Annotated in this window: 10 protein-coding genes; 7 read left to right on the forward strand and 3 right to left on the reverse strand. The window is 55.7% G+C overall.

Going from position 1 to position 15,048, the window contains the following annotated elements:
- The first annotated feature begins 39 nt into the window (after positions 1 to 39).
- From ACFQDM_RS16410 to ACFQDM_RS16420, 3 genes are all read left to right on the forward strand, one after another.
- Entirely contained in the window at positions 40 to 306 is a 267-nt protein-coding gene (locus ACFQDM_RS16410) for a DUF4212 domain-containing protein (RefSeq protein WP_377380939.1), read from the forward strand.
- 4 nt (positions 307 to 310) lie between these two features.
- Positions 311 to 2,095: a sodium:solute symporter family protein gene (locus tag ACFQDM_RS16415; protein WP_377380942.1), complete on the forward strand. Its 1,785-nt coding sequence runs from the start codon at positions 311 to 313 to the stop codon at positions 2,093 to 2,095.
- A gap of 129 nt (positions 2,096 to 2,224) precedes the next feature.
- Entirely contained in the window at positions 2,225 to 5,704 is a 3,480-nt protein-coding gene (locus tag ACFQDM_RS16420) for a hybrid sensor histidine kinase/response regulator (protein ID WP_377380944.1), read from the forward strand.
- Here the strand turns inward: ACFQDM_RS16420 and ACFQDM_RS16425 are convergent.
- On the reverse strand, positions 5,689 to 6,345 hold the full coding sequence (locus ACFQDM_RS16425; RefSeq protein ID WP_377380947.1) for a response regulator transcription factor: 657 nt from the start codon (positions 6,343 to 6,345) through the stop codon (positions 5,689 to 5,691). The genes ACFQDM_RS16420 and ACFQDM_RS16425 overlap by 16 nt on opposite strands.
- 184 nt (positions 6,346 to 6,529) lie before the next feature.
- Here ACFQDM_RS16425 and ACFQDM_RS16430 point away from each other — a divergent pair, with 184 nt between their 5' ends.
- The 3 genes from ACFQDM_RS16430 to ACFQDM_RS16440 all read left to right on the forward strand — a co-directional run bounded on the left by ACFQDM_RS16430 (position 6,530) and on the right by ACFQDM_RS16440 (position 11,959).
- On the forward strand, positions 6,530 to 7,843 hold the full coding sequence (locus ACFQDM_RS16430) for a DcaP family trimeric outer membrane transporter (protein ID WP_377380950.1): 1,314 nt from the start codon (positions 6,530 to 6,532) through the stop codon (positions 7,841 to 7,843).
- A 25-nt stretch (positions 7,844 to 7,868) separates the two neighbouring features.
- On the forward strand, positions 7,869 to 9,830 hold the full coding sequence (gene acs / locus ACFQDM_RS16435; RefSeq protein ID WP_377380953.1) for an acetate--CoA ligase: 1,962 nt from the start codon (positions 7,869 to 7,871) through the stop codon (positions 9,828 to 9,830).
- Between the two features lie 269 nt (positions 9,831 to 10,099).
- Entirely contained in the window at positions 10,100 to 11,959 is a 1,860-nt protein-coding gene (locus tag ACFQDM_RS16440; protein WP_377380956.1) for an ABC transporter ATP-binding protein, read from the forward strand.
- Between the two features lie 34 nt (positions 11,960 to 11,993).
- Here ACFQDM_RS16440 and ACFQDM_RS16445 read toward each other — a convergent pair whose 3' ends face one another.
- Entirely contained in the window at positions 11,994 to 13,298 is a 1,305-nt protein-coding gene (locus ACFQDM_RS16445; protein ID WP_377380958.1) for a spinster family MFS transporter, read from the reverse strand.
- Positions 13,295 to 14,164, reverse strand: coding sequence for an alpha/beta fold hydrolase (locus ACFQDM_RS16450; protein WP_377380961.1), 870 nt, complete (start codon positions 14,162 to 14,164; stop codon positions 13,295 to 13,297). Before ACFQDM_RS16450 ends, ACFQDM_RS16445 begins: the two co-directional genes overlap by 4 nt.
- A gap of 174 nt (positions 14,165 to 14,338) precedes the next feature.
- Between ACFQDM_RS16450 and ACFQDM_RS16455 the strand changes: the two genes are divergently transcribed.
- Complete coding sequence (locus ACFQDM_RS16455; RefSeq protein ID WP_377380963.1) at positions 14,339 to 15,040, forward strand: TetR/AcrR family transcriptional regulator; 702 nt, start codon at positions 14,339 to 14,341, stop codon at positions 15,038 to 15,040.
- The last annotated feature ends 8 nt before the right edge of the window (positions 15,041 to 15,048 follow it).

A 15,048-nucleotide genomic window follows, 5' to 3' on the forward strand; every position in this document is an offset into this window, starting at 1 on the left:
GAAAAGTCCGTTCCAATATAAGTCCAGGGGAGGATTACCTTGACGCAGGACATAAAAGAAATTGATGGCAAAGGGTATTGGAAGGCAACTGTCAGCCTGATCATTACACTGCTTGTCATCTGGTTTGCTGTATCATTCGGAGCAGGCATCCTGTTCCGCGATGCACTTGATAACTTCAGAATAGGCGGCGCACCGCTCGGATTCTGGTTTTCCCAACAAGGCGCGATCTACGTCTTCATGGTGCTGATTTTTTATTACTGCATCGCGATGAACCGGATCGAAAAGAAATATAACGTGAAGGGGTAGGGCGATGGATCAGCAATTCTGGACCTATTTCTTCGTCGTTCTGACATTCGGCATGTATATCGGCATCGCCATCTGGGCGCGTGCCGGATCAACCGACGACTTCTACGTTGCCGGGCATGATGTGCATCCAACCCTGAACGGCATGGCCACAGCGGCAGACTGGATGTCTGCGGCAAGCTTCCTGTCCATGGCAGGTCTTATTGCCTTTCTGGGATATGGTGGCTCGGTCTATCTGATGGGCTGGACCGGCGGCTTCGTGCTTCTGGCACTTCTGCTCGCACCTTTCCTGAGAGAGTTCGGCAAATTCACAGTCCCGGATTTTGTCGGCGACCGGTATTACTCCACAGCAGCCCGTCTGATCGCGGTTCTGTGCGCGCTATTTGTGTCCTTCACCTATATTGCGGGGCAGATGAAAGGCGTCGGCGTCGCATTTTCAGGCTTCCTCGGTGTTGAATTCAACACGGGCATCCTGATCGGCATGTGTATCGTCTTCGTCTACGCTGTCTGGGGCGGTATGAAGGGCGTCACCTATACGCAGGTCGCGCAATACTGCGTCATGATTTTCGCCTACACTGTACCTGCGATCTTCATCTCGCTGATCATCACCGGCAATCCGATTCCACAGCTCGGCTTCATTTCCAATGTGAAGGGTGAAGACGTTGCCATGCTGGACAAGCTCAACACGGTGGTCCGGGACCTCGGCTTTCTGGAATACACCCAGACGAATAAATCGATGATGGATGTTTTTGCGATCACTGGCGCGCTGATGTTTGGCACGGCCGGCCTGCCGCACGTCATCGTCCGGTTCTTCACGGTCAGCAGTGCGCGCGCCGCGCGTATCTCTGCGGGCTGGGCGCTGGTCTTCATCGCGATTCTCTACACAACCGCGCCAGCTGTCTCGGCATTCGCGCGCCTGAACTTCATCGATACCGTCAATGAAGCGACTTACATCGCGGGCGATATCGACGAGATCGACTATGATGCCGAAGCTTCGGCCATCACAGAAGAAGGTGGAAAGCCAATTCCACGCTGGTTCAAGGATTGGGAGAAAACCGGGCTTCTTGGTGTCACGGATATGAATGGCGATGGGGTCGTTCAATACAGTGCGGGCGAAACCAACGAAGTCACAACGCTCGACCGTGATATCTTCGTTATGGCAAACCCAAGCATTGCGAACCTGCCAGGCTGGGTGATTGGGCTGGTCGTCGCCGGGGGGCTGGCAGCAGCGCTCTCAACGGCCGCCGGCCTTCTGATGGTGATCTCATCAGCCGTCAGTCACGACCTTTGCCGCCGGACCTTCTTCAAAAACATGACGGATAAGCAGGAATTGATGACCGCGCGGATTGCCTCTGCATCGGCTGTCGTGCTTGCCGGCTGGATGGGGATGAACACCGCTCAGCTTGGCTTTGTGGCTCAGGTGGTTGCCTTTGCCTTCGGCCTGGCTGCGGCGTCGCTCTTCCCGATTATCTTCCTCGGCATCTTCTGGAAGCGGATGAACAAGGAAGGGGCGATTGCTAGCATGCTGTTCGGCCTGATCGCGACCTTTGCCTATATCTACTACTTCAAGTTCGGTGGTGGTACGCCGGATCAGTATTTCCTTGGTGTTTCGCCAGAGGGCATCGGTTTCATCTTCATGTTCCTGTCTGCGATCCTCGGTATCGTTGTGTCTCTTGTGACGGCTCCACCGCCACAGGACGTTCAGGATCTTGTGGAGGACATTCGGGTGCCGGGCACACGCAGCCCGCATGGCGCCGGAGACGTCGACATGGCGCCGATGGCAGCTGAGTAGGAAAGACCTCATCTGAAACCCATCCTGAAACGGGCGACCTTTATGGTCGCCCGTTTTTGCGTTCGACTTCTGGCGTGCTTGTCAGGCAAGGGAAGTCTCTTCATCATGTGCGCCAGGAGAATTTGAGACATGCCAGTCTGGATCGTTCTGATTGTCAGCGCACTGTATATGGGCGGTCTGTTCTTTATCGCCTGGCAGGGTGATAAGGGTGACGAATCCGCGTCGCGCTTTCATGATAATCCGACGCGTTATGCGCTGGCTCTGGCGGTCTATTGTACATCGTGGACGTATTTCGGCGCCGTCGGCACGGCAGCCTCTTCGGGCTGGGAATACCTGCCGATTTATGTTGGCCCGATCATCGTGTTTCTGTTTCTGCCCAACATGCTCGCTCGCATTGGCGATCTGGTACAACGCGAAAGCATCACATCGCTTTCTGACTTTCTGGCCGCGCGATACGGCAAGAGCCGGACACTTGCTGCACTCGCAACGCTCGCGGCTGTGACGGCCAGTCTTCCCTATATTTCACTTCAGCTTAAATCGGTCGGATGGAGCTTTCAGGCACTGGTCTTTGACGCCGGGAGTGGGGGGCGAATTCCGCCGAATGAAACCGTACTGATCACCTCTGTTGTGCTGGCCATATTCGCGATCCTGTTCGGCGCAAGAACGGTGGATACGACGCGGACAAATGCAGGCCTGATGCGTGTGCTGGCTTTCGAAGCGATCGTAAAATTATTGGCACTGGTCGCTGTTTGCGTCCTGTCTGTGTTCCTGCTGGTTGGTGATGGTGAGCCGCTGACTGAGATGGCGTCCAATCCCTTCAAATCAGATGTCAGCATTCCAAGCTTTGTGACGGTTGTGATTGTCGCTATGGGCGTGATCGTCTGTTTGCCGCGTCAGTTTCACGTCACCTTTATTGAGCGGCGCAGACCTGAAGAGCTCAAACGGGCGCGCTGGTTGTTTCCGGTCTATCTGGTCCTCACCAGTCTGGTGATCATTCCGATCACCCTGGCGGGCTTGCAGTTTGTTCCCGCAGATGTGCCTGCTGACTTGTATGTGCTTGCGCTTCCACTTCAGCATGGCGACGGGCTGCTGGCACTGTTTGTCTTCCTTGGGGGCTTTTCTGCTGCGGCCGGCATGGTGGTCGTCTCGACCGTCGCCTTGTCGACCATGGTCACGAACGACCTGCTGGTGCCGCTCATGATGCGCACGGGTCGTTTTGACGCGACACACCTGCGTGCGGGTTCACAGCTGCTGACGACACGTCGTCTCGTCATGTTCGGCATTCTGGCGCTGGCTTATGGCTATTACCGCTTTGCAGGTAGCAGTAATGCGCTTGCTCAGATCGGCCTGTTGTCTTTTGCGGCGGCGATCCAGTTCGTTCCAGCTCTGATCGGTGCGCTGTACTGGAGAGGCGGGCGAACGCAAGGGGCGATTTCGGGCCTTCTGGTCGGCGTTGCCCTGTGGCTCTACACTCTGTTTCTGCCAGAGTTCATCGGTGTTGAGCGTTTGCTCAGCGTGGTGCCGGACGTGTTCCACCCTCAGGCTTTCTTTGGGATCGATATGGGCAACAACATAACGCATGGTGTTGTGTGGAGCCTCGGCGCCAACGTTTTCTTCTACATCGTGGGCTCATTACAGGCCAAGGAGAGGCTGAGAGACCGAATACAGGCTGCAGCTTTTGTTGATTTTGGCCGTGACGCCAGTTTGCCGGAAAGTCACCATCAGACGTCGATGACGACTGGTGTGACGCCGGATGGATTAAAGGCTCTGGCATCCCGCTTTCTGAATTCGGGTGCGGTTGATCTCGCTTTCCAGAAAATTCATGAGGATACAGGCATCGCAGTCAGCGGTGATGTGCCGGCTGACTGGCGACTGGTCCAGCGGACGGAGAAGCTCCTCGCCAGTGCGCTCGGGTCTGCCTCTGCGCGTGTGGTTCTGACCTCTGCTCTGGCAGGTGCAGACGTCGCACTGAGTGATCTTCTCTCCATTCTGGATCAGCGCACACAGGCAGAACGGTTCGACCGCCACATGCTACAGGCCATGCTGGAAAACATGCCGTCCGGTATCAGCGTCGTCGACAATGAACAGAAGCTCGTTGCCTGGAACTCGGTCTATGTCGAGCTTTTCCAGTATCCGCCCGATCTCGTTCAGGTTGGCCAGCCCATATCTGTGATGATCGAGCACAATATCGAATCCGGCTGGCTGGAAGGTGATCCCGTCGAACAGGCGCGTCGCCGTGTGGAATACATGCGTGCTGGCTCTCCGCACCGATATGAACGCCAGAGCCATGATGGCCGCTGGCTGCGCATCACCGGCAATCCTATGCCGGGGGGCGGGTATGTCTCGATTTTCCACGACATCACTGAGGACAAGGCCCGTGAAAAAGCGCTTGTCGAGGCGAATGAAAACCTGGAAGCGCGGGTCAAGGAGCGTACAGCTGAACTCGAAGCCATGGCGCATGATCTTGATCAGGCCCGCATGGACGCCGAAGGCGCAAACGCTTCGAAGACGCGTTTCCTTGCCGCGGCGAGCCATGACTTGCTCCAGCCTTTGAATGCCGCACGTTTGTTTCTTGCATCCATTGATACCGACGATAACGCGGTTGCCCATCAGCTTGTTGAGCGTGCTGACCGCTCCATTCAATCTGCGGATGGATTGTTGAAAGGACTTCTCGACATTTCACGCCTCGATCATGGCAGCGTGAAAGCGAAGCCGGAAACACTGATGCTTGGCCCGTTGCTGGAAGATCTGGTGGATGAGGCAACGCCAATGGCTGAACAGGCGGGTCTCGATTTGCGCGTGGCGCCGACGGCGTTGAGCGTTCGTGCGGACCCGGACTTCCTGCAGAGCATTCTGCGAAATTTCCTGTCGAATGCGCGCCGCTATACCCGAACCGGCGGGGTCTTGATTGGCGCGCGTCGACGCGGCGATTTTGCGCGCATTGAAGTCTGGGACACGGGGCCGGGTATTCCTGCTGAAAAGCAGGATTTGTTGTTTGAGGAATTTCAGCGTTTGCAGGATGTCGACAATAGCGGCGTTCGGGGGGCTGGACTGGGACTTTCCGTGGCCCAAAGGCTCGCCGGTTTCATGGGCGCGAGTCTGGATCTGAAATCACGTGTTGGAAAAGGATCTGTCTTCTCAGTGACGGTTCCCATCGCAAAGGAAAGCCAGCCAAAACGACGTGTTCAGGCTCAGCCGGTGCCGTCTTCCGGTGACCTCCCGCCCATGCAGGTGCTCTGTGTGGATGATGAGAGAACCATCCTGGACGCCATGTCGGCTCTGCTGGAAAAATGGGGATGTGGAGTGAACACGGTTCAAAGTCTCGCAGATGCACGCCGTCTGATCGATGAGGGTCTGGAAGTCGATGTCTTGCTCGCGGATCTTGAGCTAACCGATGGTCAGACCGGTTTCGATGTGATTGCCATGCTTCGCTCACGGCTTCCCGCGCCTGAAAATGTTGCGCTTTTAACAGCCAAATCCCAGCCTGAGATCGAACAGAAAACAAATGCCATGTCGATTGAACTGATCAGAAAGCCGGTCGACTCGGTGTTGCTCAGACGCTTTTTGCAGCGGTGTGGTCAGAGACTAAGGCCTCAGGCTGCAGAGTGATCATCGCCGCTAATGGACACGGCTTGCTTATAGACCAGAAGTGCCTGTGTCCGGTTGTTTGCGCCGAGCTTGCGGAAAATCGCGGTCATATGCGCTTTCACGGTCGCTTCTGAGATTCCCATGTCGAAGGCGATTTGCTTGTTCAGCAAGCCATCAGACAGGCCGGAAAGTACACGTCGCTGAGCCGGGGTGAGGGATGCGATACGTGCTGCGACTTCATCATCAGCTTCGCTCAGGCCGCTTTCGACCTCCGGAAACCAGCTTCCGCCATCGAGCGCCGTGGCCAGAGCCGCTGCGAGTTCGTCGAGTGAGAGACTTTTCGGCAAATAACCAGTCGCACCCAGCGCTTTGGCGCGGTTGAACGCTTCAGCGCCTTCTGTCGCTGAAACCACATAGATCGGGCAATTGGGCCTGGCCGCATTGATCCGGGTCAGACCATCGAAATTGCTGGAATCTGTCAGGTTGAGGTCGAGAAGAACCAGATCAACTTTGTTGTTCTGAAGCGTGTCGAGACCGGATGAAATACTATCAGCTTCCAAAGCTGTGGCTTCTGAAGGGAATGCTCGTCCAAGTGCTGTGACAAGCGCCTCGCGGAACAGTGGATGATCTTCGATGATCAGCACGTTCTTTGTTTCGGCCAAGGTATCCTCCAGACATATAAGCTGAGTCTTCAGCTTTGATTTTAAGCCCGTTTAGCGCCAGACCAAGCGAAATGTCGAGACGCTGTCGACTTTCGTCTTAGCACCAATTGCTAATAGTGCCCTAGAGGAACCGAAGGAATACTCCCCTCAAAAAAATGAGAAACCCTCTGGGGAGGCTAATAACATGAAATCTGTACTGAAGAGTGTCCTTCTTTCCGGCATTGCATTGGCAACAGTCCAAGCAGCAAGTGCAACTGATACAAGTGAACTTGAAGCGAGACTTGCCGCTCTTGAGGCGTTGGTTTCCGATCTGAAGTCTGAGCTTGCAGAAGAAAAAGCCAAGCGGGACGCCGACATTGTCCGGCTGGAAACGTCATCGCAATCGGTTACGACGCCCGAATCCGCTAATCCGGTGGATGGTATGCGAATCGGCGACACGATTGTGAAGGTTGGCGGCTTTGTTGACCTCGACGCTCATGTGACAAACCTTTCCGACGGCAGCTTCGGCGCGAGCTCGATTGCGCGCGACTTCTATATTCCCGGTGCCACGCCAATCGGGGGTGAGGAAACGACCGCCACAGACTTCACCGCACAGGCGACCCGCTTCTTCATCAGTGCCAATCGCGACATTGGTGAGAACAAGGTTGCCGCGCATATCGAGATGGATTTCCTTGGCTCCATGCAAGGTGATCAGCGGGTATCGAACTCCTATTCTCCCCGCCTGCGCCGGGCGTTTCTAGACTTCAACAACTGGCGCATTGGTCAGGAATGGTCGACCTTCCAGAACACCTCTGCGATCCCGGAAAGTGCGAGTTTCCTTGTGCTTTCAGATGGCATGATCTTCGAGCGTCAGGCGATGATCCGCTATACGGCGGGAAATTGGCAGTTCGCGCTTGAGAACGGCAATGCCACCATCACGCCTGTTGGTGGCGGGCGCATTGAAGCCGACGGCAACCTTATCCCGGACGTGATCGGCCGCTACAATTTCAGTGGTGATTATGGTAATGTCTCAGTTGCAGCGATTGCCCGTCAGCTTCGCCTGGAATCGGGCGCAATCGACGAAGAGACCTTTGGTTATGGCCTCAGCGTGTCGGGTAAGCTCAATGCTGGCGCGCGCGATGATATCCGCTTTGCGCTGACAGCCGGAGAGGGCATTGGCCGCTATATCGGCCTCAACGCCGCCAATGGCGCCGCGATTGATCCGGTAACCGGTGAACTTGAAGCGATCCCATCCGTTGGTGGACTGATCGCTTGGCGTCATCCGTTTGCTGAGACCGCGCGTCTCAACATCGGATACTCCGGACTGTTCATCGACAATCCGGATTTCGCTGTCGCAAGCATGACCGAGTCGACCCAGTCGGTGTTTGGCGCACTTTTGTGGGACCTTGCCCCAAAGGTAACCGTTGGAACGGAGCTGATGTTCGGGCAACGTGAGACGAAAGGTGGAGACGACGGAAATATAACGCGCTTCACTTTCTCGACTAAATACGCATTCTAGCACGGAATAAAATTGGGAGAGGAATATGGCAGACGGATCCGGTACGCAGAATGAACAGGCAGTATTCCCTGTTCCGTCCAGCATTGCTGAGCACGCGCATGTCGACAATGAGCGTTATCTCGAAATGTATAAGGCGTCGATCGCTGACCCGGAAGCGTTTTGGGGTGAGGCAGGCAAGCGCCTCGACTGGTCAAAACCCTACACCAAGGTGAAAGACGTCTCTTTCGACCAGTCCGATCTGCATATCCGCTGGTATGAAGATGGCGAGCTCAATGTCAGCTATAACTGTATTGATCGCCATCTGGAGACACGTGGTGAGCAGGCCGCCATCATCTGGGAGGGCGATGACCCGAACCAGTCCAAGACAGTGACCTATCACCAGCTTCACGAGCATGTCTGCCGGTTTGCCAATGTGCTGAAAAAGCTCGGTGTGAAGAAGGGTGACCGCGTCACCATTTATATGCCGATGATCATCGAAGCGTCCTACGCCATGCTGGCGTGCGCACGCATCGGTGCGGTCCACTCCATCGTCTTTGGTGGATTCTCTCCGGAAGCGCTGGCTGGCCGCGTCAATGACTGTGATTCCGAATACATCATCACAGCAGATGAAGGCGTGCGCGGTGGCAAGAATGTGCCGCTGAAAAAGAATGTCGATGAAGCGCTGAAACACGCCTTCGGCGTCAAGAAAGTGCTCGTCGTCGAAAACACGGGCACGCAGGTCGCCATGAAGGGCGGACGCGATGTCTGGTGGCACGAAGCTGCGGCAGGCGTTGATGAGTTCTGCGACCCGGAACCCATGAATGCCGAAGACCCGCTTTTCATCCTCTACACATCCGGGTCGACCGGCAAACCGAAAGGTGTGCTTCACACCTCTGGCGGTTATCTCGTCTGGGCGAGCATGACGCATGAGTATGTGTTCGATTATAAAGACGGCGAAGTTTACTGGTGTACGGCGGATGTCGGCTGGGTCACCGGGCATAGCTATATCGTCTACGGGCCGCTGGCGAACGGTGCGACGACCCTCATGTTTGAAGGGGTTCCAAGCTATCCGGACGCGTCACGCTTCTGGCAGGTCGTCGACAAGCACAATGTGAACATCTTCTACACCGCGCCGACTGCGATCCGCGCGCTGATGCGCGAAGGTGAAGCGCCGGTCAAAAAGACCAGCCGCAAATCCCTGCGCGTGCTCGGCTCGGTGGGCGAGCCGATCAACCCGGAAGCCTGGCTCTGGTATTACAATGTTGTTGGCGAGGGGCGCTGTCCAATCGTCGATACATGGTGGCAGACAGAAACCGGCGGCATTATGATCACGCCTCTACCGGGCGCAACAGACCTGAAGCCTGGCTCTGCTTCCAAGCCGTTCTTTGGCATCAATCCAATCCTTGTTGACGCTGACGGCAAGGAACTTGAAGGCGCGGTGGACGGCAATCTCTGCATCACCGATTCCTGGCCAGGTCAGATGCGTACGGTCTTTGGAGACCATGAGCGCTTCTTCCAGACATATTTCTCTACTTATCCCGGCCGATATTTCACCGGTGACGGCGCGCGCCGTGACGAGGATGGCTATTTCTGGATTACCGGCCGTGTCGATGACGTGATCAACGTTTCCGGACACCGTATGGGCACCGCTGAGGTCGAAAGCGCACTCGTGGCACATGACAGCGTTTCTGAGGCAGCCGTGGTAGGCTATCCGCACGATATCAAAGGGCAGGGCATCTACGCCTATGTCACGCTGATTTCAGGCGTTGAGCCATCTGATGAGATCAAGAAGGAGCTCATCAACTGGGTTCGCAGCGAGATCGGTCCAATCGCATCCCCGGATCTGCTCCAGTTTGCGCCGGGACTTCCGAAAACGCGCTCTGGTAAAATCATGCGCCGTATCCTGCGCAAGATTGCCGAGAATGATTATGGCTCACTGGGTGACACATCGACCCTGGCAGAGCCCGAAGTCGTCGATGAACTCATTGAGAACCGTCAGAATCGGTGACGACAGACAACCTCCCGTGACATCATCCCGAACTGCGTAATCAAGGATGATATCCGATTGAACTGGGGCACCTTCGGGTGCCTCATTTTTTATGCTTGCGTCAAACGCCAGCAAATCTGCCCGCTCCTTGAAGTTTTGCTGAATGGAAGTTGCCGCCTGCGCTTCCTACGTGCATCGGACGGCTGATCAAGACAAAGTGTTTGGGGTGATCTTTCCCCCGCTGCTTTCGATCAATAGAAGCAAGCAGAAAGCGGGAGAGGGCTGCCATCATGTTCAAGTTTTTCGAATCGAGACTGAACCCGTTTCCGGAGATCCAGGATGGTACGCCGCCAACAAGCCTCTTCGGCTTTTGCTGGTACTTCTGTAAGGAAGCGGCGCCGTGGATCGCAGTGACGAGCTTTCTCACCATGCTGGCCTCGATTGGTCAGGTGGCGCTGTTCGCTTTTGTCGGGCTGATTGTGGACTGGTTGGGGGCCGCCGATCGTAGTGCCATCTGGGAAGAGCGCGGGTCAGCCTTGCTGATCATGGCGGTGTTTGCCGGCCTTGTGCTGCCCATCAGTATTTTCCTGAAAAGCATGATCCAGCATCAGGTCACCATGGCAAACCTGCCCATGTCGATACGCTGGCGGATGCACATGCATCTGCTTCGTCAGTCCATGGGGTTTTATGCCAATGAATTTGCAGGGCGGATCGCGACCAAGGTCATGCAGACGGCTCTGGCTGTCCGTCAGGTCGTGAACACGCTTGTCGATGTGATTGTTTATGTGGTGGTCTATTTTACCTCCACCATGATCATTGTGGGCAGCAGCGACTGGCGTATGATGATCCCGTTGATTGTCTGGCTGGTCTGCTATGTGGCGATTGTCCGCCATTTCTTGCCGAAACTGACAAAGATCTCCCAGACACAGGCTGACGCACGCTCCGTGATGACGGGACGTATCGTCGACAGCTATTCCAACATCGGTACGGTGAAACTCTTTTCTCATGCGGGCCGGGAAGAACGCTATGCCCGTTCCGGGATGAATGACTTCATTCACACCGTCTATCCGATGATGCGTGTCGTTACCGTTCTGGAAAGCTCGATTTTCTTCCTGAATACGGCCCTCATCGTCGCAACTGCGGGGCTTGGCATTCTGCTCTGGTCCAACGCGTTTATCACGGTCGGGGCGATTGCTGTGGCGGTTGGCTTGGCACTGCGCATTCACAACATGTCGCAATGGATCATGTGGGAGGTCTCGCAGCTGTTTGAGAATATCGGTGTCGTTTATGACGGCATCAATCTCATGAAAGTTCCGGTGGGCGTGGAAGACAAGGCAAATGCAGTTCCTCTGGAGCTGACGGCCGGTCACATCGAATTTGACAATGTCGCCTTCCACTATGGCAAAGGCAGCGGTGTCATTGAGGGGCTGGAGCTCGACATCAAACCCGGCGAGCGCGTTGGTCTGGTCGGGCGGTCCGGTGCCGGAAAGTCGACGCTCGCAAACCTTCTTCTGCGTTTCTACGATGTTGAAGGTGGCCAGATCCGCATTGATGGCCAGAACATTGCTGATGTCACGCAGGATTCCCTACGCCAGCACATTGCGATGGTCAGCCAGGATACTTCCCTTCTTCACCGCTCACTTCGCGACAACATTGCCTATGGCAAGCCCGATGCAAGCGATGATGACATTCGTCAGGCAGCGCGACGCGCAGATGCGCTTGAGTTTCTGGAGCGTATGGAAGACCAGCAGGGACGCACCGGCCTGAACGCGCATGTTGGTGAACGCGGTGTGAAACTGTCTGGCGGCCAGCGCCAGCGTATCGCTATCGCACGTGTCTTCCTGAAGGATGCGCCGATCCTGTTGCTGGATGAAGCCACATCAGCGCTCGACTCCGAAGTGGAAGCGGCCATTCAGGAGCATTTGTTCTCACTGATGGAAGGCAAGACCGTGATCGCGATTGCGCACCGCCTCTCGACCATCGCTGCGATGGACCGTCTGGTCATCATTGATCAGGGGAAGATTGTCGAACAAGGCACGCATGATGAATTGCTGGCGCGCGGTGGCATCTATGCAGATCTCTGGAACCGCCAAACGGGCGGTGTTCTGGCAGATCAGGGCCGTGCAAATGAAGAAGCCTCTGCCGAATGACAGAGGCTTTGCTTCGTTAGAACGTGATGTGCGATCAGCTCGCGGCTTCGGCGCGGGCCACATCCTTGCGATAGTTGATGCCAGCCAGGCCAAGGAAGAGAATGCTGGCGGCATTGAAGATCAGGATCAGTTCCAGGGCGGTCTTCAGCGGTGTCTCCGCACCCTGAGCGGTGAACATATCGCTGAGCGCGCCGGTGATGGCCGGGCCGCCGCTAATGCCGATCAGCGTCAGGCAGAACAGCGTGAACGCCGAAGAGAATGCGCGCATGCGCAGCTTCACAAGCTCCTGAGAGGCTGTGTAGGCGATGCTGGCGTAGATCAGACCAACGAAGTTCGGCACAATATTCCACATATAGGCTTCCATCGGTGTGGCGGCTTGCAGGAACATGAAGGCAAACGGTAGCGCAATGGCTGTCGTGACCGCAATGATCCATGGACGCCAGCGAAGATCCTTTGCTGAAAGCTTGTCACACAGATAGCCGATCAGTACGGCACCGAGGGAGCCGACGCCGCCAATCAATAGCCCAAGCGGAACGGCAACATCGGTCGGCGCGAGCTCATACATGCGAATCAGGTGACTGGCCGTGAACGCAACATAGGCGTTTGCTGAGACACAGATGGACAGGCAACCAAGTAGCAGGAAGAGATAGGATGACTGGCCGAACATGAAGCGCAGCGTTTCGATCAGGCTTGGGGCTTCTTCACTGTCGACCGCTTGTCGCGCTTCGGAGGCGCCGCGCAGGGGTTCCTTGACGGTGAAGCGGAGTATGATCGCCAGAACGATCCCCGGGACACCCGCGGCGAAGAAGGCAGCACGCCAGCCATAGGCAGCATAGACATACGCACCAATGATATAGCCAAGCATGATGCCGAAACCGATGCCGGTGGTGTATATGCCGAGCGCCATGGCGCGCTCTTTCGGGCCATAAAGGTCTGCAATCATGCTGGTGGCGGGAGGTGTTCCGCCGGCTTCACCCACGCCAACGCCCATGCGGGCCAGGAAGAGATGCATCACATTGCCAGCAAGGCCGCAGGCAGCCGTTGCCGCCGACCAGATCAGAAGCGCACCAGCAATGATGTTCCGACGGTTGGACCGGTCTGCGAGATAGGCAATCGGAATGCCAAGCGTCGCATAAACAGCGGCAAAGCCAACACCGGTCAGAAGTCCGAGGACGAAGTCTGACAGGTGCATCTCAGCCTTGATCGGCTCGAGAACGGTGATGAAGACCTGACGGTCCAGATGGTTGAAGGTATAGACCATGGTGAGCACTGCGAGCACCCACGCGCGGCCTGGAACTTTCTTGATGGTCGGGCTCGCCCCAGTATCAGCGACACTCATACGTTCGGCTCCAGCGATTTGAGATGTTTGGTCAGGGCCGTCACCACATCTGGTTCATTCAGAAGCGGGGTATGGCCAATTTGAGAAACGGTGACGAGTTCGCCATTCCCGTGTTCAGTAATCATGCGTTCTGCATTTTCAGCGGACAGGAGGTCTGAGATATCACCGCGAACAAGCAACAGAGGTACCGCAGAAAGCTGCGCATAAAGCGCCCACATTGCCTGTTTGATTTCCGGGGTCGGTTTTACTTCACCAATCGTGCGGGCAATGGCGGGATCATAGTCAAGCTCGACCTTGCCGTCAGGGCGCTCGCGATAGGTGCGTTTGGCAAATGCCAGCCAGTCGTCAAACGTGTAGTTGGGGAAAGCGGCCTTCTGGACGTCCGCAACCGCCCTGGCGGCGGCTTCGTAATTTTCTTTTGGCTCATTGCCACCGACATAGCCTGAAATCCGGTCCAGGCCTGCCTGTTCCAGTTCCGGGCCAATGTCGTTGAGGACAACGCCCAGAATACGTTGCGGCGCCATGCTCATCATGAACATGGACATGATTCCGCCCATGCTCGTGCCGATGAGCGCGGCTTTCTCAACGCCCAGATGATCGAGTAGCGTGAACATATCGTCGGCATAGACGGCAGGCGTATAATTCTCGACGTTCTGATCGCTTTCGGAATTGCAGCGACCGCGTACATCGACGGCGATGAAACGAACATTCAATCCCTCCGCCAGCAAGGCGTCGATCATGGGTTCGAAGTCTTTATGGTTGCGCGTCAGCCCGTGCATGCACAGCGCCGTCAGCGGCGCATTCTCTGCGCCATAGCTTTTCGCATAGAGCTCAAGACCGTCCTTGGAACGGTATCTGATATCCATGGTTTTCCTCCCCAGGCAGAATTTTCAAAAACCCTTTGCCTTTGCATTCAACAATTGTTGAAATTGTAGGGGATGAGACGCACGACGCAAGGAATTTAAGCGTGCGTTTGCAAATTGAACGGTTTCAGGTGAATTCAACTTGAAACATGGGGTGGAAAAAAGAAGTTAGACGACATGACAGGCGAAACTCAGAAAACCGACAAGCGCGAATTGATTCTTGATGCGGCCGAGGCGCTCTTCTCAAAGCATGGCTATGACGGGGTGACTTTGCGGGCAATTGCCAAACAGGCCGGCGTGGATGTGGCGCTCGCCAACTATCATTTCGGACCGAAGCGGGATCTGTTTGATGCCGTCCTGATGCGCCGTGCGAAGATTCTGAACTCCTGGCGACTCGATGCTCTGGAAAGTGTGATTTCCGATGCTGCCCCGGATGCGCCGACCGTTCGTGATATCATCCGCGCATATTTTGAACCGATCCTGACCCGGCCTCATGTCGAACAGCCTGGCTGGAAGAATTATTATGCGCTGATTGCCTATGTGAACAACTCGCCGGAATGGGGCGGGAAGCTCATGACCCAATTCTTCGATCCACTGATTGAACGCTTTATCGAGGCGCTGAAAATGGCGCTTCCGGATGTGCCCGATAAGAGCCTCTATTGGGGCTATCACTGCCTGTCTGGTGCGCTGACGCTCGCTTTCGCCCAGACCGGGCGAATTGATCATCTGTCAAAAGGGCTCTGTCAGTCTGACAATCTTCCTGATGCCTGCGGCTATATCGTCGACTTCGTTACGGCGGGCTTCGAACAGTTCGATGATAACAGCCGTAATAACGACGATAAAAAAACGGCGACGCTGTCCAGCGCCGCCGCAGAATAAGTCGTGAT

This window comes from Ponticaulis profundi, from assembly GCF_042659465.1.
In the GTDB taxonomy this organism is placed as follows: Bacteria; Pseudomonadota; Alphaproteobacteria; order Caulobacterales; family Hyphomonadaceae; genus Ponticaulis; species Ponticaulis profundi.